Annotated in this window: 22 protein-coding genes and 4 tRNA genes; 11 read left to right on the top strand and 15 right to left on the bottom strand. The window is 63.0% G+C overall.

Annotated elements, in window-relative coordinates:
- Positions 1 to 30: 30 nt before the first annotated feature.
- Both gmd and C8C94_RS02605 read right to left on the bottom strand, forming a co-directional pair.
- Positions 31 to 1107: a GDP-mannose 4,6-dehydratase gene (gene gmd / locus C8C94_RS02610; protein ID WP_121419608.1), complete on the bottom strand. Its 1077-nt coding sequence runs from the start codon at positions 1105 to 1107 to the stop codon at positions 31 to 33.
- A 48-nt stretch (positions 1108 to 1155) separates the two neighbouring features.
- Positions 1156 to 1398: a TIGR04438 family Trp-rich protein gene (locus C8C94_RS02605; RefSeq protein ID WP_055400492.1), complete on the bottom strand. Its 243-nt coding sequence runs from the start codon at positions 1396 to 1398 to the stop codon at positions 1156 to 1158.
- A gap of 113 nt (positions 1399 to 1511) precedes the next feature.
- Between C8C94_RS02605 and C8C94_RS02600 the strand changes: the two genes are divergently transcribed.
- Positions 1512 to 1817, top strand: a complete 306-nt coding sequence (locus C8C94_RS02600) for a c-type cytochrome (RefSeq protein ID WP_055400490.1) — start codon at positions 1512 to 1514, stop codon at positions 1815 to 1817.
- A gap of 156 nt (positions 1818 to 1973) precedes the next feature.
- Here the strand turns inward: C8C94_RS02600 and C8C94_RS02595 are convergent, their stop codons facing one another.
- Both C8C94_RS02595 and acs read right to left on the bottom strand, forming a co-directional pair.
- A complete protein-coding gene (locus C8C94_RS02595; protein ID WP_055400488.1) occupies positions 1974 to 2456 on the bottom strand; it encodes a hypothetical protein in 483 nt (160 codons plus the stop codon).
- A 433-nt stretch (positions 2457 to 2889) separates the two neighbouring features.
- On the bottom strand, positions 2890 to 4884 hold the full coding sequence (acs, locus tag C8C94_RS02590) for an acetate--CoA ligase (protein ID WP_121419607.1): 1995 nt from the start codon (positions 4882 to 4884) through the stop codon (positions 2890 to 2892).
- Positions 4885 to 5107: 223 nt separating this feature from the next.
- Between acs and C8C94_RS02585 the strand changes: the two genes are divergently transcribed.
- From C8C94_RS02585 to C8C94_RS02555, 7 genes are all read left to right on the top strand, one after another.
- Positions 5108 to 5680 (top strand): TIGR00645 family protein, encoded by a 573-nt coding sequence (locus C8C94_RS02585; protein WP_218135473.1) that lies wholly within the window; start codon positions 5108 to 5110, stop codon positions 5678 to 5680.
- A 204-nt stretch (positions 5681 to 5884) separates the two neighbouring features.
- Entirely contained in the window at positions 5885 to 6739 is an 855-nt protein-coding gene (locus tag C8C94_RS02580; protein WP_121419606.1) for an intradiol ring-cleavage dioxygenase, read from the top strand.
- Between the two features lie 167 nt (positions 6740 to 6906).
- A complete protein-coding gene (locus tag C8C94_RS02575; protein ID WP_233573368.1) occupies positions 6907 to 7209 on the top strand; it encodes a hypothetical protein in 303 nt (100 codons plus the stop codon).
- Between the two features lie 20 nt (positions 7210 to 7229).
- Positions 7230 to 8813 carry an ATP-binding protein gene (locus tag C8C94_RS02570; RefSeq protein ID WP_121419605.1) on the top strand — a complete coding sequence of 528 codons (1584 nt, stop codon included), beginning with the start codon at positions 7230 to 7232 and terminating at the stop codon, positions 8811 to 8813.
- Positions 8810 to 9508 carry a response regulator gene (locus C8C94_RS02565; RefSeq protein WP_121419604.1) on the top strand — a complete coding sequence of 233 codons (699 nt, stop codon included), beginning with the start codon at positions 8810 to 8812 and terminating at the stop codon, positions 9506 to 9508. The genes C8C94_RS02570 and C8C94_RS02565 overlap by 4 nt, the downstream gene beginning before the upstream one ends.
- A 213-nt stretch (positions 9509 to 9721) precedes the next feature.
- Positions 9722 to 10888: a DNA topoisomerase IB gene (locus C8C94_RS02560; protein WP_121419603.1), complete on the top strand. Its 1167-nt coding sequence runs from the start codon at positions 9722 to 9724 to the stop codon at positions 10886 to 10888.
- A 145-nt stretch (positions 10889 to 11033) separates the two neighbouring features.
- Positions 11034 to 11807, top strand: coding sequence for a Crp/Fnr family transcriptional regulator (locus tag C8C94_RS02555; protein ID WP_121422654.1), 774 nt, complete (start codon positions 11034 to 11036; stop codon positions 11805 to 11807).
- A 112-nt stretch (positions 11808 to 11919) separates the two neighbouring features.
- On the opposite strand, the gene fumC is transcribed toward C8C94_RS02555, so the two are convergent.
- Complete coding sequence (fumC, locus tag C8C94_RS02550; protein ID WP_121419602.1) at positions 11920 to 13305, bottom strand: class II fumarate hydratase; 1386 nt, start codon at positions 13303 to 13305, stop codon at positions 11920 to 11922.
- A 336-nt stretch (positions 13306 to 13641) separates the two neighbouring features.
- Here fumC and C8C94_RS02545 point away from each other — a divergent pair, with 336 nt between their 5' ends.
- The 3 genes from C8C94_RS02545 (at position 13642) to murI (ending at position 16824) form a co-directional block, all read left to right on the top strand.
- Positions 13642 to 14004: a hypothetical protein gene (locus C8C94_RS02545; RefSeq protein WP_121419601.1), complete on the top strand. Its 363-nt coding sequence runs from the start codon at positions 13642 to 13644 to the stop codon at positions 14002 to 14004.
- 195 nt (positions 14005 to 14199) lie between these two features.
- A complete protein-coding gene (locus C8C94_RS02540; protein ID WP_121419600.1) occupies positions 14200 to 15786 on the top strand; it encodes a fumarate hydratase in 1587 nt (528 codons plus the stop codon).
- Between the two features lie 168 nt (positions 15787 to 15954).
- A complete protein-coding gene (gene murI / locus C8C94_RS02535) occupies positions 15955 to 16824 on the top strand; it encodes a glutamate racemase (RefSeq protein WP_121419599.1) in 870 nt (289 codons plus the stop codon).
- An 84-nt stretch (positions 16825 to 16908) separates the two neighbouring features.
- Here the strand turns inward: murI and C8C94_RS02530 are convergent, their stop codons facing one another.
- The 10 genes from C8C94_RS02530 to tig all read right to left on the bottom strand — a co-directional run bounded on the left by C8C94_RS02530 (position 16909) and on the right by tig (position 25371).
- Complete coding sequence (locus C8C94_RS02530) at positions 16909 to 17445, bottom strand: M48 family metallopeptidase (RefSeq protein ID WP_055399527.1); 537 nt, start codon at positions 17443 to 17445, stop codon at positions 16909 to 16911.
- Between the two features lie 163 nt (positions 17446 to 17608).
- Entirely contained in the window at positions 17609 to 18247 is a 639-nt protein-coding gene (locus C8C94_RS02525; RefSeq protein ID WP_055399525.1) for a DUF6806 family protein, read from the bottom strand.
- Positions 18248 to 18531: 284 nt separating this feature from the next.
- Positions 18532 to 18624 (bottom strand) — tRNA-Leu (locus tag C8C94_RS02520).
- A gap of 156 nt (positions 18625 to 18780) precedes the next feature.
- Positions 18781 to 18856: transfer RNA gene (locus tag C8C94_RS02515), tRNA-Gly, on the bottom strand.
- Positions 18857 to 19038: 182 nt separating this feature from the next.
- Positions 19039 to 19112, bottom strand: a tRNA-Cys gene (locus C8C94_RS02510).
- 58 nt (positions 19113 to 19170) lie between these two features.
- Positions 19171 to 19246 (bottom strand) — tRNA-Gly (locus C8C94_RS02505).
- Positions 19247 to 19332: 86 nt separating this feature from the next.
- Positions 19333 to 21765, bottom strand: coding sequence for an endopeptidase La (gene lon, locus C8C94_RS02500; protein WP_055399523.1), 2433 nt, complete (start codon positions 21763 to 21765; stop codon positions 19333 to 19335).
- 188 nt (positions 21766 to 21953) lie between these two features.
- Complete coding sequence (clpX, locus tag C8C94_RS02495; RefSeq protein WP_010460566.1) at positions 21954 to 23219, bottom strand: ATP-dependent Clp protease ATP-binding subunit ClpX; 1266 nt, start codon at positions 23217 to 23219, stop codon at positions 21954 to 21956.
- Positions 23220 to 23321: 102 nt separating this feature from the next.
- A complete protein-coding gene (clpP, locus tag C8C94_RS02490) occupies positions 23322 to 23930 on the bottom strand; it encodes an ATP-dependent Clp endopeptidase proteolytic subunit ClpP (protein ID WP_055399521.1) in 609 nt (202 codons plus the stop codon).
- 127 nt (positions 23931 to 24057) lie between these two features.
- Positions 24058 to 25371 carry a trigger factor gene (tig, locus tag C8C94_RS02485; protein WP_055399519.1) on the bottom strand — a complete coding sequence of 438 codons (1314 nt, stop codon included), beginning with the start codon at positions 25369 to 25371 and terminating at the stop codon, positions 24058 to 24060.
- Positions 25372 to 25441: the final 70 nt, after the last annotated feature.

The raw sequence follows: 25441 nt of genomic DNA, 5'->3' as shown, positions 1-25441 counted from the left end.
GCCAGCAGGGCGCACAGTAGTGGTTCACCATCATCGGGCCCCGGGATAAGTGCGCCGCAAGTCTGCTTCCACCATCATTCGACAGATCTGCTCTACGGAGGTGCGCGCCTCCCAACCCAGTTCGGCCCGGGCCCGGGAGGCGTCGCCCACCAGGATATCCACCTCTGCAGGGCGAAAGAAACTGGGATCCACGCTCGCCACAACGCGCCCCGTCCCCACATCCACGGCCACTTCCGAAGCAGCGGCACCCGCAAACTCCAGGGATATGCCAGTAATCGAGAACGCCATACGCACAAAGTCGCGCACGGTCTGCTGGCGGCCGGTTGCCAGCACGTAGGTACCAGGCCTGTCTGCTTGCATCATCTGCCACATGCCTTCGACGTACTCGGCCGCAAAACCCCAGTCGCGACGCGCATCCAGGTTACCCAATTCGAGCACCCCCCTTTCGCCATGGGCCATGCGGGCCACCGCATTCGATATCTTGCGTGTCACAAATTCACTGCCCCGAAGGGGGCTTTCATGGTTGAACAGAATGCCGCTGACGGCATACATGCCGTAAGCTTCCCGGTAGTTGATGGTCATCCAGTGGGCAAACAGCTTGGACACCGCATAAGGGCTGCGCGGACAAAAGGGGGTGGACTCGCACTGCGGCGTTTGACCCACCCCACCGAACATCTCTGAGGAACTGGCCTGGTAGTAGCGTATGTGGGGGTCCACCAGCCGGACAGCTTCCAGCAGATTCAATGCCCCTTGGCCATTGACCAGCGCCGTAGTGGTCGGAGCGTCAAAACTCGCTCCCACAAAGCTCTGTGCCGCCAGGTTGTACAACTCGTCCGGACGGAATTTTTGCAGAAGTGCTATGGCAGAGCCGGGGTCCGTCAGATCAAAATCAACCAGCAGCAAATGGGGATGGCCCATCACGCCCAGCTCCTGAAGGCGCCAGGTATTCACACTGCTGGTGCGTCGATGGGTGCCTATGACCTGGTAACCCTTGTTCAGCAGAAACGCTGCCAGATAGGCGCCATCCTGCCCGGTGACACCCGTAATGATGGCCGTCTTGCCACGTGCAGCGATGATGGGCTCTTTTCTGTGACACAACCTTGCCATACCCGCCCCAGGATCGGAGCGAAGACCGGCGGCTGCAGAGTCTTGGAGTCAACGAGGCTTGCGCGGGCGCATGCCCAGGGCTTCCTTGTTCTTGTTGATCCGGTCCTGCTTGCGTTGCTCCATCTTTTCCATGGCTTTACGTTTCGTATATCCCGTGGAATCAGCCCAGGCCCACCATAAGGCCGTGGCACCAAAGGGCGCCAGCACCCACCACCAGGACCAGGCGGCCACGGGTCCAACCTCGAAATACTTCAATGCCAGAAGCAACAGTGAAAGACCCAGCAGGTACATCGCGATCTCCAGAAAAGGCCGAAACCGCCCGGTTGACCCCGGACAAATCCCTGTCAACCCAAGCCACTACAATTCCATTAAAGAACTGTAACTCAACCACAGGAATTCCCACCATGAAGCGTACCCTGATCACCCTTGCCATGACGCTGTCGGTTGCGGCACCCGCCATGGCCGATCTGGCCTTGGCAACCTCGAAGAACTGCATGGCTTGCCACGCTGTGGACAAAAAGCTGGTGGGCCCTTCGTACAAGGATGTGGCTGCCAAATACTCCGGTCAGAAAGATGCTGTGGACAAGCTGGCCGCCAAGATCGTCAAGGGCGGCGCGGGAGTGTGGGGTCCAGTTCCGATGCCTGCCAACGCACAGGTCAACGATGCAGAAGCCAAGAAGCTGGCTGCGTGGGTGCTGACGCAGAAGTAAATCGCCTCAACCTCACCCCGGGGGCGGCATAGCCCCTTGGTGAAAGGCCGCGCCACGCACTGTGACGCGGCCTTTATAGTTTCTAGAACCTGTTTTGCTTTTCAGGGCGCGGGCAAATTGCAGGACACAGCAACGAAAAGCTGCGAGCCGCTCTGATCACACCCGAGAAACGACCGGCACCGCCTCCAGCCCGCGCGTTCGCAGCTGGTGCTCAAGCTGCCCCACATACGCTGCGGTGGAGTTGTCGGACTCAGTGGCACGCGCTGCCAGGTGCGCTTCCAGTTCATCCAGCCGCGCCAGCACAGTGGCGTGCGCCTGCTGGTGCTGAGCATCCAGAAAAGCCCGCAACTCCGTAAAACGCGAGGCTTCCGCCTTGTCCGCCAGTTCGCGCTGGACCTGCATTTCCTTGGTATGACGTCGCGTCTCCATCAATACCGAACCCTGGAGCGACAAGACATAGACGATAAAAAAGATGCCCAGCAAGCCCGTAAGGCCCAACATGATGAGCCCCAGCGGAGCCTCAAAGACCACAATGCCAAGCGATACCAGGGACGGTGCGGCCAGAGCGGGCCAATTGAGGGCGGCGAGTGCAGCAATGGCTAAAACCGTCACCCAAAGAACGATGGAACGCAGATGCATGAAAACCTCCTGTAGGCAGCGCCCAGGCGAAGATCCGCAAGCGCCATGCGCCGTTGTAACGCATGCACGGGCCGTCACCGACCGCAGGCGGGAGATTTCAGGCGGTGTCCTACAAAGAGAACTAGGGAGGCGCGGAGCCCTAGGGATTCTCTGCACGAATCGAGCGGAAAGCGTGCGCTGCGGATCGGGATGGACTGCAAGGCGCAAAACGCAGCAATAGCCGCAGCTATTGCGAGGTTTTGCAACGCCGCAGACCGCCCGAGACCGCAGATGCACACGGCGCGCCGATTCGTGCAGAGGAGCCCGAGAGCGCCTCACAAGTGCGGAGGACCAGCGACGGGATTGTGTGGCCACATCACATCGCTACGCGACGTGAGTGTCCCCAAACCCCGCAAGCGCTGCGCGCTGGCGCCGTTACACGGCACCTTCTGGATCAGTTGGTCTGAGCCAACTGATCCAGGATTGCGGGGTTTTCCAACGTGCTGGTGTCCTGCGTGATGGCCTCGCCCTTCGCGATGCTGCGCAGCAACCGACGCATGATCTTGCCGCTGCGGGTCTTGGGCAGGTTATCGCCAAAGCGGATGTCCTTGGGCTTGGCGATGGGGCCGATTTCCTTGGCGACCCAGTTGCGCAGTTCGTTGGCAATCTGCTTGGCTTCTTCACCCGTGGGGCGGGAACGCTTGAGCACCACGAAGGCGCAGATGGCTTCACCGGTCACATCGTCAGGGCGGCCCACCACAGCGGCCTCGGCGACGAGGTCGGTCTTGGAGACCAGGGCCGATTCGATCTCCATCGTGCCCATGCGGTGGCCCGAGACGTTCAGCACGTCATCGATGCGGCCAGTGATGCGGAAGTAGCCCCGATCGGCGCTGCGCACCGCACCATCCCCCGCCAGGTAGTAGCCCTTGAGTTCTTCGGGGAAGTAGCTCTTCTTGAAACGCTCAGGGTCGTTCCAGATGGTGCGGATCATGCTGGGCCAAGGGCGCTTGATGACGAGGATGCCGCCCGAGCCGTTGGGCACATCGTTGCCCATTTCGTCCACGATGGCAGCGGTAATGCCGGGCAGGGGCAGCGTGCAGCTGCCAGGCACCAGCGGCGTGGCGCCAGGCAGAGGCGTGATGACATGGCCGCCCGTTTCGGTCTGCCAGAAAGTGTCCACGATGGGGCAACGCTCGCCGCCCACGTTCTTGTGGTACCACATCCAGGCTTCGGGGTTGATGGGCTCGCCCACGCTGCCCAGGATGCGCAGGCTCGACAGGTCCGAGCGTGCAGGGTGTACCGCCTCGTCAGCTTCCGCAGCCTTGATGAGCGAACGGATGGCCGTGGGTGCTGTGTAGAAGATGGTGCACTTGTGGCGCTCGATCATCTGCCAGAAGCGGCCGGCATTCGGGAAGGTGGGAATGCCTTCAAAGATGATCTGCGTGGCGCCTGCAGCCAGCGGGCCATAGGCGACGTAGGTGTGGCCCGTGATCCAGCCGATGTCGGCCGTGCACCAGAACACATCGTCAGCACGCAGGTCGAACGTCCAGTCCATGGTCATCTTGGCCCACAGCAGGTAGCCGCCGGTGCTGTGCTGCACGCCTTTGGGCTTGCCGGTAGAGCCGCTGGTGTAGAGGATGAACAGCGGATGCTCGGCACCCACGGCCACCGGCGCGCATTCGGTGCTTTGCCCTGCCAGTGCTTCGGCAAAGGTCTTGTCGCGCCCGGCCACCATGTTGCAGGCCGTGGCCGTGCGCTGGTAAACAAACACATTGCGGAGGGTGTCGCAGCCGCCCATGGCCAGGGCTTCGTCGATGATGGCTTTGAGCGGCAGCTCTTTGCCGCCCCGCATCTGGTAATTGGCGGTGATCACGGCCACGGCACCCGCGTCAATGATGCGCTCGTGCACCGCCTTGGCGCTGAAGCCGCCAAACACCACGCTGTGCGTGGCGCCAATGCGGGCACAGGCCTGCATCGCCACCACACCTTCGATGGTCATCGGCATATAGATCAGCACCCGGTCGCCCTTGCTCACGCCATGGGCCTTCAGGGCGTTGGCAAACTGGCTCACACGGGCCAGCAACTCTTTGTAGGTGATCTTGGTGACCGTTCCATCGTCGGCCTCAAAGAGGATGGCGGTCTTGTTCTCGGTGGGCGTGCCGATGTGGCGGTCCAGGCAGTTGGCCGAGGCATTGAGTTCGCCGTCGGCAAACCACTGGTAAAACGGTGCGTTGGATTCATCCAGCGTGCGCGTGAACGGCTTGGACCACTGCACGTTCTCGCGCGCCAGGCGCGCCCAGAAGCCTTCGAAGTCCTTCTCGGCTTCGGCACACAGCGCATCGTAGCCCGCCATGCCTGACACGCGGGCGGCTTTGACGATCGCATCGGAGGGCGGGAACACGCGGTTCTCAACCAATACGGACTCGATGGCGGATGTGGGCGCACTCATGGTGTTGTCTCCTGGGTCTGATGGAATTGGAATTGGGCGGTACTGTCGGCCGTGGCACTTACAAGCCACTGACTGGCACGAAGCTTACAGAATAGGCCACCTGCAACCAGGCGGAAGAGCGCTTGCGGATGAGGGGTGTCACGCGGCACCCCTAAAATCGCGCGACCCAAGATCCACCCTTCATTTCATGTCCCTCCCCAAAAAACCCGTCCCCCCGGCGCCCATGCGTCCCCTGCCCTCGCTGATTTTTGCCAGCCGGTGGCTGCAGCTGCCCCTGTACCTGGGCCTGATCCTGGCCCAGGCGGTGTACGTTTTCCACTTCTGGGTGGAGCTGGTGCATCTGATCGAGGCCGCTTTTGGCAACACCACCGCGCTCAAGAGCCTGGTCTCCAGCATTGGCTACAAGAGCGACTTCGAGGTGACCTCGCTCAACGAAACCATCATCATGCTGGTGGTGCTGGCGCTGATCGACGTGGTGATGATCTCGAACCTGCTGATCATGGTGATCGTGGGGGGCTATGAAACCTTCGTCTCGCGCCTGCACCTGGAAGACCACCCCGACCAGCCCGAGTGGCTGAGCCATGTGAACGCCTCGGTACTCAAGGTCAAGCTGGCCACCGCCATCATCGGCATCAGCTCGATCCACCTGCTCAAGACCTTCATCAACGCCGCCAACTACGACATCAAGGTGCTGATGTGGCAGACCATCATTCATGTGGTGTTCCTCCTCAGCGCGTTGGCCATTGCCCTGACAGACCGCCTGATGGCGCATTCCACACCGCCCGCGCGCCACTGACGGTCGCCCTCACCCCCTCCGCCCCCGAAAGAGGCCGCCCATTGCGGCCTCTTTGCTTATATTTGATTGAAAAATAGCGCTATCGCTTAACCCACATCGATTTATAGCTACAAAAAAGTTAGCAATTTAGGTCGATATCTGCTCCCAAATTTCTCCCCAATCGGGCGGCACAGTGCAGGCCATACCCACTTGCAGGAGAAATCCATGGACCGCAGCACCGCCGCCCAAGCCATCGTCGCCCCCCTCGCCACCGCCACGCAGGCACCCACCAACCGCCGTTTTGCCCTGAACGCCCTGGGTTCCCTGGGCGTGGCCACCTTGTTCGGCTGCGGGGGCGGAGACACCGAAACCACGGACACGACCGACACCACCGGCACAGGTACAGGCACCGGAACGGGGACAGGCACCACAACCACCTGCTCGGTTGTCCCCGAAGAAACCGCAGGCCCCTACCCCGCCGATGGCTCCACGGCCAGCAACAACACCTACAACGTGCTGGCGCTCAGCGGCATCGTGCGATCGGACATCCGCAGCTCCATCGGCTCGTCCACGCAGGTCAGTGGCGTGCCGCTGACGATCACCATCACGCTGACGAACACCAGCGCCAGCTGCGCAGCGCTATCAGGCTACGCCATCTACCTGTGGCACTGCACGCAGGACGGCAACTACTCGGTCTACAGCTCGAACAACATTGCCGACAACTACCTGCGCGGCGTGCAGGCCACGGATGCCAGCGGCACCGTGACCTTCACCACCGTCGTGCCCGGCTGTTATGCGGGCCGCATGCCGCACATGCACCTGGAGATCTACCCCACGCTCGCGTCGGCCAACAATGCGCGCAACAAGGTCAAGACCACGCAGCTGGCCTTCCCCACCGAGCTGCTCAGCAGCATCTACAGCGCCAATTCCGGCTACAGCGCCAGCGTGCGCAACCTGGCTTCCATCACCTTTGCCACCGACAACGTCTTCAGCGATGGCACCACGCTGGAGATGACCACGATGCAGGCCAACAGCGGCGGCGGGTACTCGGCCAGCATCACGATCTCGATTGCGGCTTGACTGAAAGCCCTCCTTGAGTCGCCTTCGGCGCCATCCCCCGGAGGGGGACGCACCCGATGGCCCGTCAAAGCCGGTTCTACGGGTGCACTGGCCTGGGCCGCGCCGGTTTCTGGCGGCGAATCCACTCGTTGAACGCTTTTCTCCACAACACTGACGGAAAAATCACCATGACTTTGCACTCTCTTCGCCTCCACTTGCTGGCCCGCATGACCCTCGCGACCGTACTGGCAGCTACATCCGCCACCCCCGTGCTGGCGCAATCCCAGGGCCGGCAAGAGCCGCCCGCTCCGCCGCCCGAAGCCTATGCCGCCTGCAAGGGCAAGACCGAAGGCGCCAGCGTGACGCTGACCATGCCTGACGGCAAATCGCTCGCAGGCACATGCCGCACAATGGGTGGCACCCTGGTGGCCATGCCCGCAGGCGGGCCTGGCGGCCCCGGCGGTGCAGGCGGCCCGCCCCCCGCCCGCTAGACCGTCCTGCAGCCCCATCGATGCCCCACCTGACCCTTCACCGCAAAGCCTTCATCGCCCTGGCAGCCCTGCTGGTGGCCTTGTTGTTGATCTTTGCAGGCTTTTCGCGGCTGGGCTTGCAGCGGGGCCTGGGGCCGTACGTGGCAGAGATCGAACTGGCCCGCATGGACTGGCTGGCCGAGCGCCTGCAGGCCCACCACACGCAGACGGGCGGTTGGGAGACCCTGCGCAACCAGCCCCGCCTCTGGGGCCAGCTCAGCCACCCTGGCAGCGGCCTGCGCCGATCAAACACCCAAGGCGCAGAAGGCACCCCGCCCACCGACCAGAGCGGTTCGCCCGGCACGCCCCCCGAACTGGCGAACGGCAACCCGGCAGCGGACCGCAGCATGCGGCAGCCCCCACCACCGCCCCCCGATGGCGGACCGCCCCCGGGCGAGCGCGGCGCGGGTGGCCCACAACGCCACCCCGACGACCTGTTCCCCCGCCTGGGTCTGGTGGACGCACAGCAACACCTGGTGGCTGGCACGGCGCCCCAGCCAGGTGGCGCGCGCCTGGCCCTGACCGGCGCCGACGGCAAGACCATCGGCCAGCTGGTGCTGGCACCTCCGCAGGGTGTGCGCAGCGAAGCCGACCAGGCCTTTCTGGCGCAACACCTGGGCTTTGTGGCATGGACAGGCCTGGCCGGGCTGGCACTGGCACTGCTGCTGTCGGGCTGGCTGGCAGGGCGCTGGCTGGCCCCCGTCGAGGCGCTGGCCACCGGCGCGCGCGGCATTGCGCAGGGCCACCTGCACACCCGCGTGCCCGTGCACGGCAACGACGAACTGGCCCAGCTGGCCCGCACCTTCAACACCATGGCCGAACAACTGAGCAGCATCGAGGCCAGCCGCCGCCAGTGGCTGGGCGACGTAGCCCACGAGCTGCGCACCCCCCTGGCCGCCATGCGCGCCGAAATCGAGGCCGTGCAGGACGGCATCCGCCCGTTTGACGACAAGACCGCGCTGCGCCTGCACCGGCAGGTGATGCGCCTGATCCAGCTGGTGGGCGACCTGCGCGCCAGCCTGGACGCGGCGGGCACCAGTGCGCCCTCGGCCCAGGTGCCCGTGCACCCGCTGTCGCTGCTGAACGAGGCGCTCGCATCCATGCGCCCGCGCTTGGCGCAGGCGGGCATCGACGTGGACACCACCGGCCTGGACGCCCTGACCACGCAGGTTCCGGCGCAGCCTGCACCCCTGGTGCGGGGCGATGCGCAGCAACTGCACCAGGTGTTCTTGAACTTGCTGGAAAACAGCCTGCGTTACACCGACGCGGGCGGCCTGCTGCGCCTCTCGGCACGCCTGTTGCCACCGGCCGATGGAGCCGCCCAACTGCAGGTGCAGCTGGACGACAGCGCGCCCGGCGTGCCCGCGCACGAGCTGCCACGCATCTTTGACCGCCTGTACCGCGCAGAAACCTCGCGCAACCGCGACCATGGCGGCTCGGGCCTGGGCCTGGCGATCTGCCGCGCCATCGTGCTCGCGCACGGCGGCACGCTGACGGCCGACACCTCACCCCTGGGCGGCCTGCGCATCACGCTGCAACTGCCACTGCTGGACAACCCCTCATGAGCCACCGCATCCTCGTCATCGAAGACGAACCCGACATCGCCGCCATCGTGGTGGACTACCTGCGCCACGCAGGCTACACCGTGGAACACCAGGCCGAGGGCCGCGCGGCGCTCGCCAGCATGCTGGCCGCGCCGCCGGACCTCACGCTGCTGGACATCATGCTGCCCGGCCTGGATGGGCTTGAAATCCTGCGCCAGGCGCGCCGCCACACCCAGCACCCCATCATCATGCTGACCGCCCGCGTCGAAGAGGTAGACCGCCTCATCGGCCTGGAGCTGGGCGCGGACGACTACATCTGCAAGCCGTTTTCGCCGCGCGAGGTGGTGGCCCGCGTCAAGGCCGTGCTGCGCCGCACCGCCGCCGCGCAGGAGCTACCGGCAGCCACCACCACGGTCGCAGCGCTGATGCTGGACGAATCGCACTGGCAAGCCACGTTGCACGGCACGCCGCTGGGCCTGACGCGGCGCGAGTTCCGCCTGCTGCAAGTGCTGGCACGCCAGCAGGGGCGCATCTTCTCGCGCGCGCAGCTTCTGGACCAGGCCTATGAAGACACCCTCGATGTGAACGAGCGCGCGATCGACAGCCATATCAAGAATCTGCGCAAAAAACTCAAGGCCGCCAGCGCAGACGGCAGCGACTGGATTCGTTCGGTGTACGGCGTGGGTTTTGCGCTGGACCCGACGGCGGCCGAGTGAGCCTGGCCCGATGGGCAGATTGCTACATTTTTAATAGCTATTGAAGCTTATCCAATATGCGCAGGGGCCATTTTTAACCACGAGATAGTGGTGTGGCGGGCCGCCTATTCAGCCCCTGTCTCACCCCAACGCACGCAGCGCACCTACAGCACCTCCGCCCGGGCACGGGTGTGATCGGGGCCACACCCTGGCCACTTTCACCTGTTCGCCCCGATGCCCGCCCCGCCCCCATCGCCCCGCGCACCTGCGCCACCCCGGCCCACCAGCCGCCCCCAGAAGCTCCCCGGAGGCCTGGTGTACGTCACACCCGACATGCCCGGCCTCACCCGCGTGCGCAGCGGCGCCAAGGCATTCCGCTACCGTTTGCCCGATGGCCAGTGGCTGCAAGACCCGGACGAGGTCGCCCGCATCAAACGCCTGGCTATCCCACCGGCTTATACCGACGTGTGGATTTGCCCCCTGCCCCACGGGCACCTGCAGGCCACGGGGCTGGACGCGCGCGGACGGCGCCAATACCGTTACCACCCGCAGTGGCGCGCTCAGCGCGACGAGGGCAAGTTCGAACACATGCAGGCGTTTGGCCGCGTGCTCCCGCGCCTGCGCAGCCGCGTGGCGCGCGACCTTGCAGCGCACCGCAACGGCCAGCCTCTGACTCGCACGCTGGTGCTGGCCACGCTGGTGCGCCTGCTGGACACCACCTACCTGCGCGTGGGCAATGAGGAATACGCCGCCACCAACCGCTCGTATGGCCTGACCACGCTGCGCACGCGGCATGTGCAACTCAAAGGCAGTCAGCTCAAGCTGCGATTTCGCGGCAAGAGCGGCGTGTTGCAAGAGGTCGAGCTGGACGACCCGCGCGTGGCCCGCGTAGTGCGACGCTGCCAACAACTGCCGGGGCAGGAACTCTTTCAATACGAGGACGAAGACGGTAGTTTGCGCACCGTAGGCTCGGGCGACGTGAACGACTATCTGCGCGAGATCACGCACGGCGCTGCAGACTCAGAAGGTGATCATTTCACTGCCAAGGACTTTCGCACCTGGCACGGCACCACGCAGGCGCTGGAGCTGACGCGCCTGGCCTGTACGCAACCAGTTGCCCCCACCGCCGCCGATAAAAACGTGCGCTACAACGCCAAGGCCATTCTGGCCGAGGTGGCGCGCCAGCTGGGCAACACGCCCGCCGTGTGCAAGAAGTCGTACGTGCACCCGGCTGTGCTGGAGCTGGGCACACGATTGGCATCTGACGCGGGGCCCGGCCTGCAGGCGGTGTGGAATCACATTGGCGGCACCACATCGCCACGGGGCTTGAGCGCGGCGGAGCGCCGACTGCTGGCGTTTCTGCGCAAGCCGCACAAGGCGCGCTCCACCACCAAAGCGTAAGCATGGTGCTGCTGGGGTGTCGCACAAGTGCCGTGCAGGGCCATCGCGGTGAGCGCTGTCTCGCTAAACTGGCATGCTGCGCCTTGTCACCGCCTTCCCGCCCGGCCCCGCGCACAGGCCGGCCCCCCAACTCCAGCCTGCCGCCATGCCCACCGCCACCATTGCCTTGCCAGAGTCAACCCATTCCCTGGCCGACCACCACCTGCAACGCCCGTTCCTCAGCCAGCCGGAGCGTGAAGCCATAAACCGAGGCCGCTGGTTCGCCGCGCTTACGCCGTCGCTGCGGCATGACATCTTCCGGCTGGGCCGCATCACGCGCTACACACACGGCCAGATGATCGTGGAGCAGGGTGATCTGGCGCAGGACTGGTTTGCCTGTGCCAGTGGCGCCATCCGGTTTCGGCGCACCACGCCGTCGGGCAAGCAGGTGACGCTGGCCTATGTGGAGCCCGGCATCTGGGTGGGCGAGGCCGAGGTGCTGCACCGGGGGCCCAACACCTACGACGCGCACGCCCACGGCCCCACCACGGTGCTGAGCGTGGCCGAGGGCGTGTTCCGCCAGTTGCTGCGCGAACACCCCGAGTTCGGCGAGGCGCTGCTCACGCTGCAGGCGCGCCGCATGCGCTACCTGTACTGGATGATGGAAGACATGGCCACCCTGCCCCTGCGCGCGCGGCTGGCCAAGCAGCTGCTGCACGTGCTGCGCCGCTTTGGCGAGCGTGCGGCCGTGCCGGGCCAGCGCGGGGCCATCGGGCTGGCACTGGTGCAGGACGAGCTGGCACAACTGCTGGGAGGCTCACGCCAGCGCATCAATGTGGAGCTCAAGTGGATGGAGCGCGAGGGCATCATCGGCATCCACCAGCGCAGCATCGTCGTCTACCAGCAAGACCAACTCGAAGCGCTGGCGCAGCAGGAATAGCGCGCAGCCTTGCGATCTGTTTATCAAAAACAATAGCACCTTGCGCTTATTGGACAAGCGCTGGCGGCCATTTTTTCTTGATTTTTTGACCCACGCCACACCGCGCTGGCCCTCAGCGCCCCACCATATTGCCCGGCACCACCCACTGGTCGAACTGCTCGCCCGTCACATGGCCCGAGGCCACGGCCGCTTCGCGCAGGCTGGTGCCTTCCTTGTGCGCCTTCTTGGCGATGAAAGCGGCCTTGTCGTAGCCGATGTGGGTGTTGAGCGCGGTCACCAGCATCAGCGAGCGATCCACCAGTTCGGTGATGCGCTCGCGGTTGGGCTCGATACCCACGGCGCACTGGTCGTTGAAGCTCACCATGCCGTCGGCCAGCAGGCGCACGCTCTGCAGAAAGTTGTGGGCTACCATGGGGCGGAACACGTTGAGCTCGAAGTTGCCCGAGGCTCCGCCGAAGTTGATGGCCACGTCGTTGCCGAACACCTGGGCGGCCAGCATGGTCACCGCCTCGCTCTGGGTGGGGTTGACCTTGCCGGGCATGATCGACGAGCCGGGTTCGTTCTCGGGGATGCTGAGTTCGCCAATGCCGCTGCGCGGGCCGCTGGCGAGCCAGCGCACGTCGTTGGCGATCTTCATCATGCTGGCGGCGAGGGTCTTGAGCGCGCCGTGGGCAAACACCAGCGCATCCACAGACGCCAGGGCTTCGAACTTGTTCGGCGCGGTGACAAAAGGCAGACCCGTGAGGCGCGCCAGCTCGGCGGCGGCCTGCTCGGCATAGCCCTTGGGCGCGTTCAGCCCCGTACCTACGGCGGTGCCGCCCAGCGCCAGCTCGTACAGGTGGGGCAGCGCCGCGCGCACATGGCGCTCGCCATGGTCGAGCTGGGCCACGTAGCCCGAGAACTCCTGGCCCAGCGTGAGCGGGGTGGCGTCCTGCAGATGGGTGCGGCCGATCTTGACGATGCCGTCGAAGTCCTGCGCCTTCTTCGCCAGCGTGGCGCGCAGCTTGGCAATGGCGGGCAGCAGGCGGTGCGTGAGGGCTTCCACGGCGGCCACGTGCATGGCGGTGGGGAACACGTCGTTGCTCGACTGGCTGCGGTTTACGTCGTCGTTGGGGTGCACCAGGCGGCCTTCTCCGCGCTCGCCGCCCAGGAGTTCGCTCGCGCGGTTGGCCAGCACTTCATTGACGTTCATGTTGGTCTGCGTGCCCGAGCCCGTCTGCCAGACCACCAGCGGAAACTCACCGGGATGTTTGCCAGCAATCACCTCGTCAGCAGCGGCCACGATGGCCTCGGTCTTCTGCGCGTCCTGCAGGCCCAGCGCCTGGTTGACAACGGCCGAGGCGCGCTTGACCTGGGCCAGCGCCTTGATGATCTCGCGCGGCTGCTGCTCGCCAGAGATGTCGAAGTTCTGCAGCGAGCGCTGCGTCTGCGCGCCCCAGAGTTTGTCGGCCGGGACTTCGATGGGGCCAAAGGTGTCGCGTTCGGTGCGGGTGGTCATGGACAGCGGTTCTCCAAGTGAAACAACAGGTGCGACCTGGCAACGGGGCCGCTCCCGGCAGAATAATGCAAAAAATAACCATTCTCATTTAATACACTGCACTGCTGGTGCGCAAGCATGCGCTCGTCAGTGTGTGGCAAGCCCCGCTGGAGAGCGCAAAAAGCGGTGCCGTCATCACTGCCGGTGGGGGCTTCGCTTCGGCCCGCTGTGAGGTCTTGACAAGGCCCCACACCTTCTCGCGCTCAATCGTCGGCTTGTTCTTACACCGCACGGGCGCCAGCGGGCACACCATGGCAGTGCAGCAACTTTCCTCGCCGCGAATCCACGGAGACCACCATGGCCAAAAGCAGCCTGCTTGGCATCGATGCCGACAACCTTTCTCCCCTTCACAGCGCCAAGGGCAACGACAGCCTGGGCCCCAGCGATGCGTCCGACTCGGGCAGCGACAGCACCGGGCTGTATGGCACCGACCCCGACAATGACACCGACCGCTACGGAACCGGCGAACGCGCGAGCGTGGAGCCCGAACTGCAGCTGGAGTCGCGCGACATCCTGCCCGACCATCTGGAGTCGATGGACACCGACGACGACACCGCTGAAAACGGCGATGTGCGGGCGGGAGCCGACCAGTATCCGGACGATGACACGGCGGACGACCCGGAGCTGGATCCGGACTCCGGCGACGATGCCGAAGCGTAAAAAGCACGGCGTGGCCTCCAGCCAGTCTGCTGTTGGGGCTGCTGAGCTTTGAGAGGCGGGCCAGACCGCGATAGTCGCGTTGTCCACAGGTAATCCGCGCCAAGGCCGCGCCAGCGCCGTGTCAGCAGGGGGGTGGGATAATTGCGGGCTGCGTGCCCCGGCATGCGTTCGTTCCCGCCTCACGACAGAACCACGATGACCACCACAATCCAATACGACGACCTCGTCGAGTCCATTGCTGCCGCGCTGCAGTACATCAGCTACTACCACCCCACCGACTACATCGCCCACCTGGCCCGTGCCTACGAGCGCGAGCAGAGCCCGGCAGCCAAGGACGCGATAGCCCAGATCCTCACCAACAGCAAGATGAGCGCCACAGGCCAGCGCCCCATCTGCCAGGACACCGGCATCGTCAACGTGTTCCTGAAAGTGGGCATGGACGTGCGTTGGGATGGCTTCGATGCTGGCGTCGATGGCAAGGCCCGCAGCCTGGACGACGCCATCAACGAAGGCGTGCGCCGGGGCTACAACCACCCCGACAACACGCTGCGCGCCTCGGTCGTGGCCGATCCGCAGTTCGCCCGTAAGAACACCAAGGACAACACCCCTGCCGTGATCTTCACCGAGATCGTGCCTGGCAACACCGTCGACATCACCGTGGCGGCCAAGGGCGGTGGCTCGGAGAACAAGTCCAAGATGTACATGCTCAACCCCGGCGACAACGTGGTGGACTGGGTGCTCAAGACCGTACCCACCATGGGCGCTGGCTGGTGCCCGCCCGGCATGCTGGGCATCGGCATTGGCGGTACGGCCGAAAAGGCCGTGCTCATGGCCAAGGAAAGCCTGATGGACGACCTGGACATGTATGAACTGCAGGCCAAGGCCGAAGCCGCCAAGACCGGCGGCCCCGCGCTCGACAAGGTTGAAGAGCTGCGCCTGGAGCTGTTTGAAAAGGTCAACGCGCTGGGCATTGGCGCCCAAGGCCTGGGTGGCCTGACCACGGTACTGGACGTCAAGATCAAGATGTACCCCACGCACGCGGCGAGCAAGCCAATTGCGATGATCCCCAACTGCGCCGCCACACGCCACGCGCACTTCGTGATGGACGGCTCGGGCCCGGTGTACCTCACGCCCCCGAGCCTGGACCTGTGGCCCAACGTGAACTGGGCGCCCGACTACAACAAGAGCAAGAAGGTCAACCTCGATACGCTGACCAAGGAAGAAGTGGCCAGCTGGAAGCCCGGCGACACCCTGTTGCTCAACGGCAAGATGCTGACGGGCCGCGATGCCGCACACAAGCGCATCCAGGACATGCTGGCCAAGGGCGAGAAGCTGCCCGTGGACTTCACCAACCGCGTCATCTACTACGTGGGCCCGGTGGACCCCGTGAAGGGCGAAGCCGTAGGCCCTGCAGGCCCTACCACCGCCACACGCATGGACGGCTTCACCGAGATGATGCTGGCCCAGACCGGCCTGATCGCCATGGTGGGCAAGGCCGAGCGCGGCCCGGTCGCCATCGAGGCCATCAAGAAGCACCAGAGCGCCTACCTCATGGCCGTGGGCGGCGCCGCCTACCTGGTCTCCAAGGCCATCAAGGCCGCCAAGGTCGTGGGTTTTGAAGACCTGGGCATGGAAGCCATCTACGAATTCGACGTGGTGGACATGCCCGTGACCGTGGCCGTGGACGCCGGTGGCACCAGCGCCCACATCACCGGCCCGGCCGAATGGCAAAAGCGCATTGCCTCGGGCGAATTCAAGGGCATCGGGGTCGCTGCGGCCTGAGGCCCCGCTCGGCGTCGCCCTGGCGGCAGACTCGACGCTGGTACCAGGGCAATCGCTCTCCCAACCGCCTTCGGGCGGTTTTTTCTTGGGGCTCGCCCACTCCGGCACGAAGGCTGCGTCTTTCCTACAATCCACGCTTTCCTCCAACTGCCAGAGCTTGGTTCCTCGATGCCGCAGGCCTCTTCTCCCATCGGTGTTTTTGACAGTGGCGTCGGTGGGCTGAGCGTGCTGCGCGCCCTGCTGGCCGCCATGCCCCACGAACGTTTCGTGTACCTGGCAGACAGCGCCAACGCCCCCTATGGCGAGCGCGGCGATGCCTTTGTGGCCGCCCGCACCCACGCCATCACCGAGTACCTGCGCGAGCAGCACCACATCAAGGCGCTGGTGGTAGCCTGCAATACCGCCACGGCAGCGGCCATCCACGAAGTGCGCAGCAGCCACCCGGAATTACCCCTCGTGGGCCTGGAGCCCGCCATCAAGCCCGCCCTCGCGGTGACAAAGACAGGCCACGTGGGCGTGATCGGCACCCGGGGCACGCTGACCAGTGCGAAGTTCGGCAAGCTCATGGCCTCGCTGGCTGATCAGGCGCATTTTGTGGTGCAACCCTGTGACGGCCTGGCCCATGCCATCGAGCGCAGTGTGGCGCTGCCAGTGGCCGACCAAGGCAGCCCCGCCCATGCCACGGAGACCGGGGCGCTGTGCGCGCGTTATGTCCAAGCCATGGGCAGTTTTGGCACCGCCCCGGGGCAGATGGACACGCTGGTTCTGGGCTGCACGCACTACATCTTTGTGGCGCACGAGCTGCGCGCACTGGTCGGGCCGGGCGTGCAGTTCATCGAGACGGGTGAGCCCGTCGCCCGCCAGACGCGGCGCTTGCTGGAGACTGCGGGGCTAAAGGCCGCGCCCGATGGTGCCGTGGCCACGGATGCACCACGCACCCGCCTGTTGACCACCGGGCCGGTGGCCATGCTTCAGGCGGCTGCAGAGCGCTGGCTGGGTTTGCCAGCAGACTGCTGTGAAACGGTGTCTGTGCCTTGACCAACCGCTGTGTTAGGGCCTGGCGCTTTGCCAGCAAGCGCAAATTGCAAAGTGCCATCAACAAAGTGGCGTTCAACTTTTCTTCTACCCAGAACTAGTTTCTGCAGCAGCGCTCCACAGCCGCTCACCCGCATGCTCCACATGGGTGAGGTACAGGCGCAGGTCGAACTCGTATTGGTGGTACTGCGGCTCCATGTGGGTACACAGTTGGTAAAAAGCCTTGCCGTGGTCCTTCTCACGCAGGTGGGCCAGCTCGTGGACCACAATCATGCGCAGAAACTCGTCGGGTGCCTGTTTGAACATCGACGCAATGCGGATCTCATGCTTGGCCGCCAGCCGGTTGCCCTGCACGCGCGAGACCGCCGTGTGCAACCCCAAGGCATGGCGCACCACGTGGATCTTGTTGTCAAAAAGGACCTTGTTGACCGTGCCCGCATTGCGCAGGTACCGCGCCTTGAGTTCCTGCGCGTAGTCATACAGCGCCTTGTCGCTGCGCACCGCATGGGCCTGGGGATACTTGCGCTGCAACATGCCCCCCAGCCGCCCCTGCGCAAGCAGATCACGCGCCTGGTCCTGCAAAGACACCGGATAGGAACGCAGATACGGTAGATCAGAGGTCATGGAGAGCACGACAGTTCGAAGAGATCACAGAACTGCGCAGGACCGCATTGAATACAACGCACACGGGCACAAGTCATTGCCACAGCCTGCCGATCAACTTTTGCCACCAGCACATGCAAGGCAACCCCACACGGGGACACCAGTGTGAGGTTGAATGAAAGAATCAGTGCAGGTGGCGCGGACGGCGACCACCACCGCCACCATGACCACTGCCGGAGCCGCCCCCACCAGGGCCACGCGGCGGTTTTCCGATCTCCAGCGAGTTCACCAGTGCATCAAAGCGCTGGCTGAACAGTTTGTCGATCTCGGCCACCACGCCGCCCAGTTCGGCACCATCAAAGTGGCGCTCCATCATGTTGACAACGTCCTGCACCAGCAAATCACGCTGCACCTGCATGATGGCGGCGGGCGTGGGGCCGACAAACAGCATGACGAAATCGTCGCGCGACTCCGCACCCTGCTCTTCCTCGTCCTCGTCGAAATCTGCGTCGTAGAACGTGACTTCGATGGCAGCACCTTGCTCGGCAAGCTCATTGAGGCTCATGCACATTTCGTCCAGAACTTGGCGAAAGTCTTCATCCCCCCGCACCGTCCAGCACATCTGCAGCAAGTGTTCCTGCGCGTCGTATTTGATGCCAGGCTCTTCTTCGTAGGCGCTGGCAGCGCCATCAGCCAGCGAGCGGGCTCCGGCGTACTTCCACAAGGGTTTGAGCGCCTCCTGGAGTTGGTCAAAGCTCACATCAGCGCGCAGCTGGACTTGTCCGTGGACGTGGATTTCGAAGGGAGCGTTGTAACTTGACATGATTGAATCCTAGAGCCTGTTCAATGTCTTTTTGGAGTCGCACAAGTACCTTACCGGGATGGGCTGCTAGGCGCGGTGCGCAGTTGATAGCCCGGCTATCAACAAGCGCCGCAACGCCGCATACCGCCCGGCAAGGCACTTGCCCAAAGGGTTGGAGTGAAATCGGGCGACTGGACGCCCCGGCTGCTTGCATGGGCATGAGCCCATACTGCGCAGCCAGCGCATCCACTCTTCCCGATTGCACTCCAATGCGATCTCCAAAAGGACATTGAACAGGCTCTTCGTGGTGCCCCGAGCCGGGGTCGAACCGGCACGCCCCTTTTCAGGAAAGCGGCGGATTTTAAGTCCGCAGTGTCTACCAATTTCACCATCGGGGCGCCGGCTGCCCAACGCACTCCTGCGTCGCAGCGTAACCCGGGCAGCGCATGCGCGCAATGCCCTGTCGTATCTCTGGTCACAGGGCCGACGCCCCGCCGAGCCGCCCGCCTTGCACCACCAAGAAAAAAGGGAAGCCGAAGCTTCCCTTACAAATATGGAGCGGGAAAAGAGTCTCGAACTCTCGACCTCAACCTTGGCAAGGTTGCGCTCTACCAACTGAGCTATTCCCGCATTCGCCTACTGCACCCGACGTTTCCATCAGAGCTAATCAGCAAGCCTCAAATTATATCGCTATTTTTTGGCTCTATTCAATTGCAAACCAAAAAATCAACCAATCACCATCCATCCTTCAACAGTCATCTTGATTACGACGATCACAGAAGATCTTCAGACATCAAGACACAGACCGTATCTGGAGGCGCGGTCCGGAGTCGAACCGGACTAACCGGATTTGCAATCCGGGGCATAACCGCTTTGCTACCGCGCCAGAAATTCACATTTCTCTGACAAAAAAGGGAAGCATTTGCTTCCCTTTTTGTGGAAATTGGAGCGGGAAAAGAGTCTCGAACTCTCGACCTCAACCTTGGCAAGGTTGCGCTCTACCAACTGAGCTATTCCCGCATTTTACCGAAGCCTCACATTGTACAACGTTTGCTGCGATGGAATGAATTGTAGCGCATTTTTTGGGGTTCTCAAAAAAATTTGCGTCAATGTTTCAGGCCATCTGTCGCGGACGACGCTGCAACGGCCTTGTCCGTCGAGGGAGCAGCCACGACCGCCACTTCCTCATCCGTCAGGGGCACAGGCTTGGTTTCCAAGGCCACTTCCAGTACCTTGTCGATCCAGCGCACCGGCACGATCTCAAGTCCACTCTTCACGTTGTCCGGAATCTCGGCCAGGTCTTTGACGTTCTCTTCGGGGATCAGCACCGTCTTGATGCCGCCGCGCAGAGCCGCCAGCAGCTTTTCCTTGAGGCCACCAATGGCGGTAACTTCACCGCGCAATGTGATCTCACCGGTCATGGCAACATCACCGCGCACGGGAATACCCGTGAGGGCCGAAACAAACGCCGTCGTCATCGCAGCGCCAGCACTCGGACCATCCTTAGGGGTTGCCCCGTCTGGCACATGGATGTGGATGTCGCGCTTCTCAAACGCTTCGTCCTTGATGCCCAGAATGCGCGAGCGGCTGCGCACCACCGTGCGGGCAGCCTCCACCGACTCCTTCATCACATCACCCAAAGAACCGGTGCGCGTGATCACACCCTTTCCGGGCATGGCGGCGGCTTCGATGGTCAGCAGGTCGCCGCCCACCTCAGTCCACGCCAGGCCGACCACCTGGCCCACTTGGTTCTGCGCCTCGGCACGGCCGTAGGTGTACTTGCGCACACCCAGGAAGTCGGGCAGGTTGTCGGCGGTGACGACGACCTGGGGCTCGAGCTTCTTGAGCTGCAGGCCCTTGACCACCTTGCGGCAGATCTTGGACAACTCGCGCTCCAGCGAACGCACGCCGGCTTCCCGCGTGTAGTAACGCACCATGTCTCGCACGGCGGGCTCGGTGATCAGCAGTTCTTCGTCCTTCACGCCATTGTTCTTGAGCTGCTTGGGCAGCAAGTACTTCATGGCGATGCTGGTCTTCTCGTCCTCGGTGTAACCCGACAGGCGGATCACTTCCATGCGGTCGAGCAGGGCCGGCGGAATGTTCATCGAATTCGACGTGGCGACGAACATCACGTCGCTCAGGTCGAAGTCCACTTCGACGTAGTGATCGCCAAAGGTGTGGTTCTGCTCGGGGTCCAGCACCTCCAGCAGCGCACTCGACGGGTCGCCTCGGAAGTCCGTGCCCAGCTTGTCGATTTCGTCCAGCAGAAACAGCGGATTGCGCGTGCCCACCTTCGACAGGCTCTGCAGCACCTTGCCAGGCAGCGCGCCGATGTACGTGCGGCGGTGCCCACGGATTTCAGCTTCGTCGCGCATGCCACCCAAGGCCATGCGCACGTACTTGCGGCCCGTGGCCTTGGCAATGGATTGCCCCAACGAGGTCTTGCCCACGCCAGGTGGCCCCACCAGGCACAGGATGGGAGCCTTCACCTTGTCCACGCGCTGCTGCACCGCAAGATATTCAAGGATGCGGTCCTTTACCTTGTCCAGGCCAAAGTGGTCTTCGTTGAGCACGCCTTCGGCATTGACCAGATCGTGCTTGATCTTGGTCTTTTTGCTCCAAGGCAGCGCCGTGAGCACGTCAATGTAGTTACGCACCACGGTGGCCTCGGCCGACATGGGCGACATCAGCTTGAGCTTCTTGAGTTCTGCATCAGCCTTCTTGCGTGCCTCGGCAGGCATCTTGGCGAGCTTGATCTTTTTCTCGATCTCCTCGATGTCCGCGCCTTCGTCGCCTTCGCCCAACTCCTTCTGAATGGCCTTGACCTGCTCGTTCAAGTAGAAGTCGCGCTGGTTCTTCTCCATCTGGCGCTTCACACGCCCACGGATCTTCTTGTCCACGTTGAGGATGTCCACCTCGCGGTCAAGCTGCTCGAACAGGTTTTCAAGGCGCGCCTTCACATCCGACAGGTCCAGCACCACCTGCTTGTTCTCGAGCTTGAGCGGCAGGTGCGCGGCGATGGTGTCGGCCAGACGGCCTGGATCGTCGATGCTGGAGATCGATGTGAGGATCTCCGGGGGAATTTTTTTGTTGAGTTTGACGTACTGGTCAAACTGCTGCATCACAGCACGGCGCAGCGCTTCAATCTCGCTAGGCTTGTTGGCCTCGGGTGTGGCTTCTACCGGCGTGACGGTGGCCGTGAAATGGGTCTCAGCGTCCTCGATGGACGTCACCAGAGCGCGCTGCTGGCCTTCGACCAGCACCTTCACGGTGCCGTCAGGCAACTTGAGCATCTGCAGGATGGTGGAGACGCAGCCGACATCGAACATGTCCGACACCGAAGGCTCGTCCTTGGCTGCAGCTTTCTGTGCCACCAGCATGATGCGACGGTCGGCCTCCATGGCCAACTCAAGCGCCTTGATGCTCTTGGGACGCCCCACAAAAAGCGGGATGACCATGTGGGGAAACACCACCACGTCACGCAAAGGCAACAGCGGTAGATCGATAGGGGTGGCTGGCAGGGGGGTATGTCCGGACATGGAAATCCTCAAAGTGCTCTGTGGAAATGGGTCCACATGTGGGGATTTTCAACCCTTACGCGCAAGCCGCGCTGGCACAAGGGTTGATGGTTCAATGGGCGACACCAATGCGCCCGCTCCGGTCATCTCAGACGGTGTGAAGGATTCCGGCGTGTCCATGCGGGCATCGCAGACTCCTTCACGCCTTCTCAGGCCTTCTTGGCCGCTTCGCGATAGACGAGCAGCGGCGGCTTGTTTTCTTCGATGGTGGACTCGTCCACCACCACTTTTTCAACGTTGCTTGTATTGGGCAAGTCGAACATCGTGCCAATCAGCGATTGCTCCAGGATTGAGCGCAGGCCGCGGGCTCCGGTCTTGCGGGCCAAGGCCTTGCGAGCGATGGCCTTAAGCGCGGCAGGACGGATTTCGAGGTCTACACCTTCCATGGCCAGGAGCTTGCTGTATTGCTTGACCAGCGCGTTCTTGGGCTCCGTCAGGATCTGCACCAGCGCATCCTCGCTGAGTTCAGCCAGAGCCGTCACCACGGGCATGCGCCCCACGAGCTCAGGAATCAGGCCGAACTTGATCAGATCTTCGGGTTCGATCTCGGTGAACACCTCTGTCAGCGAACGCTGCTTCTTGCTCTTGACCGATGCGCCAAACCCGATGCCCGACGCTTCGGTGCGGTTCTCGATGACCTTTTCCAGTCCCGCAAACGCACCGCCACAGATAAACAGAATGTTGGTCGTGTCGATCTGCAGGAAGTCCTGATTCGGGTGCTTGCGTCCGCCCTGCGGCGGCACGCTGGCCATCGTGCCTTCGATGAGCTTGAGCAGCGCCTGCTGGACGCCCTCGCCCGAAACGTCACGCGTGATGCTGGGGTTGTCCGACTTGCGCGAGATCTTGTCGATCTCGTCGATGTAGACGATGCCGCGCTGCGCGCGCTCCACCTCATAGTTGCAGCTTTGCAGCAGCTTCTGGACGATGTTCTCCACATCTTCGCCCACATAACCGGCTTCCGTCAGCGTGGTGGCGTCGGCCATCACAAAGGGAACGTCCAGCATGCGCGCCAGGGTCTGCGCCAGCAGCGTCTTGCCCGAACCCGTGGGCCCAATCAGCAAAATGTTGCTCTTGGACAGCTCCACATCGTCTTTGTGGGCCTTGTCCTTGTGGCGCAGGCGCTTGTAGTGGTTGTACACCGCCACCGCCAGCGTGCGCTTGGCCACGTCCTGACCAATCACATAGTTGTCGAGGTTGGTCTTGATCTCTACGGGGGTGGGCAGGTCACTGCGGCCTTCGCGCGCCAGGTCGCCAGCCGGGAGCTCATCGCGAATGATCTCGTTGCACAGGTCAATGCACTCGTCGCAGATAAAGACCGACGGACCGGCGATCAGCTTCTTCACTTCATGCTGGCTTTTGCCGCAGAAAGAGCAGTAAAGGGTTTTTTCGCTGGAAGAGCCTTTTTTCTCGGCCATGGGGGCAATGCCTTGCTTGTTACGGAAAGTTGTCGGGATGATAACCAAATAAAAAACGGCGTCTTCCCCAAAGGAAAACGCCGCTGTTTGACCCTCTGGCTATCAGGAGCGCTTGCTGATCACCTGATCGACCAAACCGTATTCCTTGGACTCATCAGCCGACAGGAAATAGTCACGCTCGGTGTCGCGCTGGATCTTTTCCAGCGGCTGGCCCGTGCGCTCGGCAAGGATCTTGTTGAGCTGCTCGCGGGTCTTGAGGATTTCGCGGGCGTGGATCTCAATCTCGGTTGCCTGGCCCTGCATGCCGCCCAGAGGCTGGTGGATCATGACCTTGGAGTTGGGCAGCGCAAAACGCTTGCCCTTGGCTCCTGCGGCCAGCAGGAAGGCGCCCATGCTGGCGGCCATGCCGGTGCACAGGGTCGAGACATCAGGCTTGATGAAGTTCATGGTGTCAAAGATCGCCATGCCGGCGCTTACCGAGCCACCTGGGGAGTTGATGTAGAACGAAATGTCTTTGTCGGGGTTTTCACTCTCCAGGAACAGCAGCTGAGCCACCACCAGGTTGGCGGTCTGGTCGTTGACCGGACCCACCAGAAAAATCACGCGCTCCTTGAGCAGGCGCGAGTAGATGTCGTAGGACCGTTCGCCACGGCCCGACTGCTCGATGACCATGGGAACCATGCCCAGGCCTTGTGTTTCCAATGCGCTCATGTTTTTCTCCAGACAAGCAGGTACTGTACCCAGAAATGAATTGGGGCTTGTGCACGAAAGCACAAGCCCCTGTATGTAACGGCAACAACCGGGCAATTCGATAACAAGCCGCCCAGTCGACAGCCTATCAGCCTTGCTGGGCCATCAGTTCGTCAAACGACACGGCCTTCTCGACCACCTTGGCCTTGGACAGCACAAACTCGGTCACGTTGTTTTCGATCACAACGGCTTCGACTTCCGCCAGGCGCTGGCGGTCGCCGAAGTACCAGCGCACCACGTCTTCGGGCTTCTCGTAGCTGGCAGCCAGCTCATCGATGTGGGCCTTGAGCTGTTCGGGCTTGGCCTGCAGCTCATTGGCACGCACCAGCTCGGCCAGCACCAGGCCCAGGCGCACGCGGCGCTCAGCCTGGGGGCGGAACACGTCTTCAGGGATCTCGGCCTTGTCGGCGTCCTTGATGCCGCGTTGCTTGAGTTCAGCGCGGGCACCTTCCAGCAGGCGGGCGATTTCAGCTTGCACGCTGGAGTTGGGCAGGTCCAGCTCAGCCTTGGCCACCAGGGCGTCCATCACGGCTTGCTTGTTGCGGGCCAGCAGACGGAACTTGACTTCACGCTCCAGGTTCTTCTTGATGTCGGCGCGCAGGCCTTCCACGGAGCCATCGGCAATACCGAGCGACTTGGCCAGGGCATCATTCACTTCGGGCAGGTGGGCAGCTTCGATCTTCTTGATGGTCACCAGGAAGTCAGCGGTCTTGCCAGCCACATCCTTGCCGTGGTACTCCGCAGGGAATGCCAGGGGGAAGGTCTTGCTTTCGCCAGACTTCATGCCACGCACGGCGTCTTCGAACTCCTTGAGCATCTGGCCTTCGCCCACCAGGAACTGGAAGTCTTCGGCCTTGCCGCCTTCAAACGGCTCGCCATCGATCTTGCCTTCGAAATCGACCGTCACGCGGTCGCCGTCTTGAGCAGCAGCATCCATGGCGCGCTGGGCGAAGCTGCGGCGCTGCTTGCGCAGGATGTCGATGGTCTTGTCGATGGCGGCGTCCGTCACTTCAGCCGACAGCTTTTCGACTTCGGCATCAGACAGATCGGCAATCTTGACTTCTGGGAACACTTCGAAAATGGCATCGAAAGTGACCTGGCCTTCAGGAGCGCCTTCCTTTTCGGTGATGCGGGGCTGGCCAGCAACACGCAGGTTGGCTTCGTTGGCTGCCACGGCAAAGGCTTCACCCACCTTGTCGTTCAGCACTTCGTACTGCACCGAGTAGCCGTAACGCTGGGCCACCACGTTCATGGGCACCTTGCCGGGACGGAAACCGTCCATCTTGACCGTGCGGGCCAGGCGCTTGAGGCGCGTGTCGACTTCGGACTGGATCAGGGTGACGGGCACGCTCAGCGTAATCTTGCGCTCGAGCTTCTCAAGGGTTTCAACAGTAACGGCCATGGCTATTCCTCTTATGAATGTGGATCGTGCTGGCTGCAGCGCAGCAGCGCCGTGTTCCGCAAAGTCTCAC

The organism is Acidovorax sp. 94 (assembly GCF_003634645.1).
Classification (GTDB): domain Bacteria; phylum Pseudomonadota; class Gammaproteobacteria; order Burkholderiales; family Burkholderiaceae_C; genus Acidovorax; species Acidovorax facilis.
Note: the sequence above shows the minus strand (reverse complement) of the source record. Positions and strands in the feature narration are given on the sequence as shown.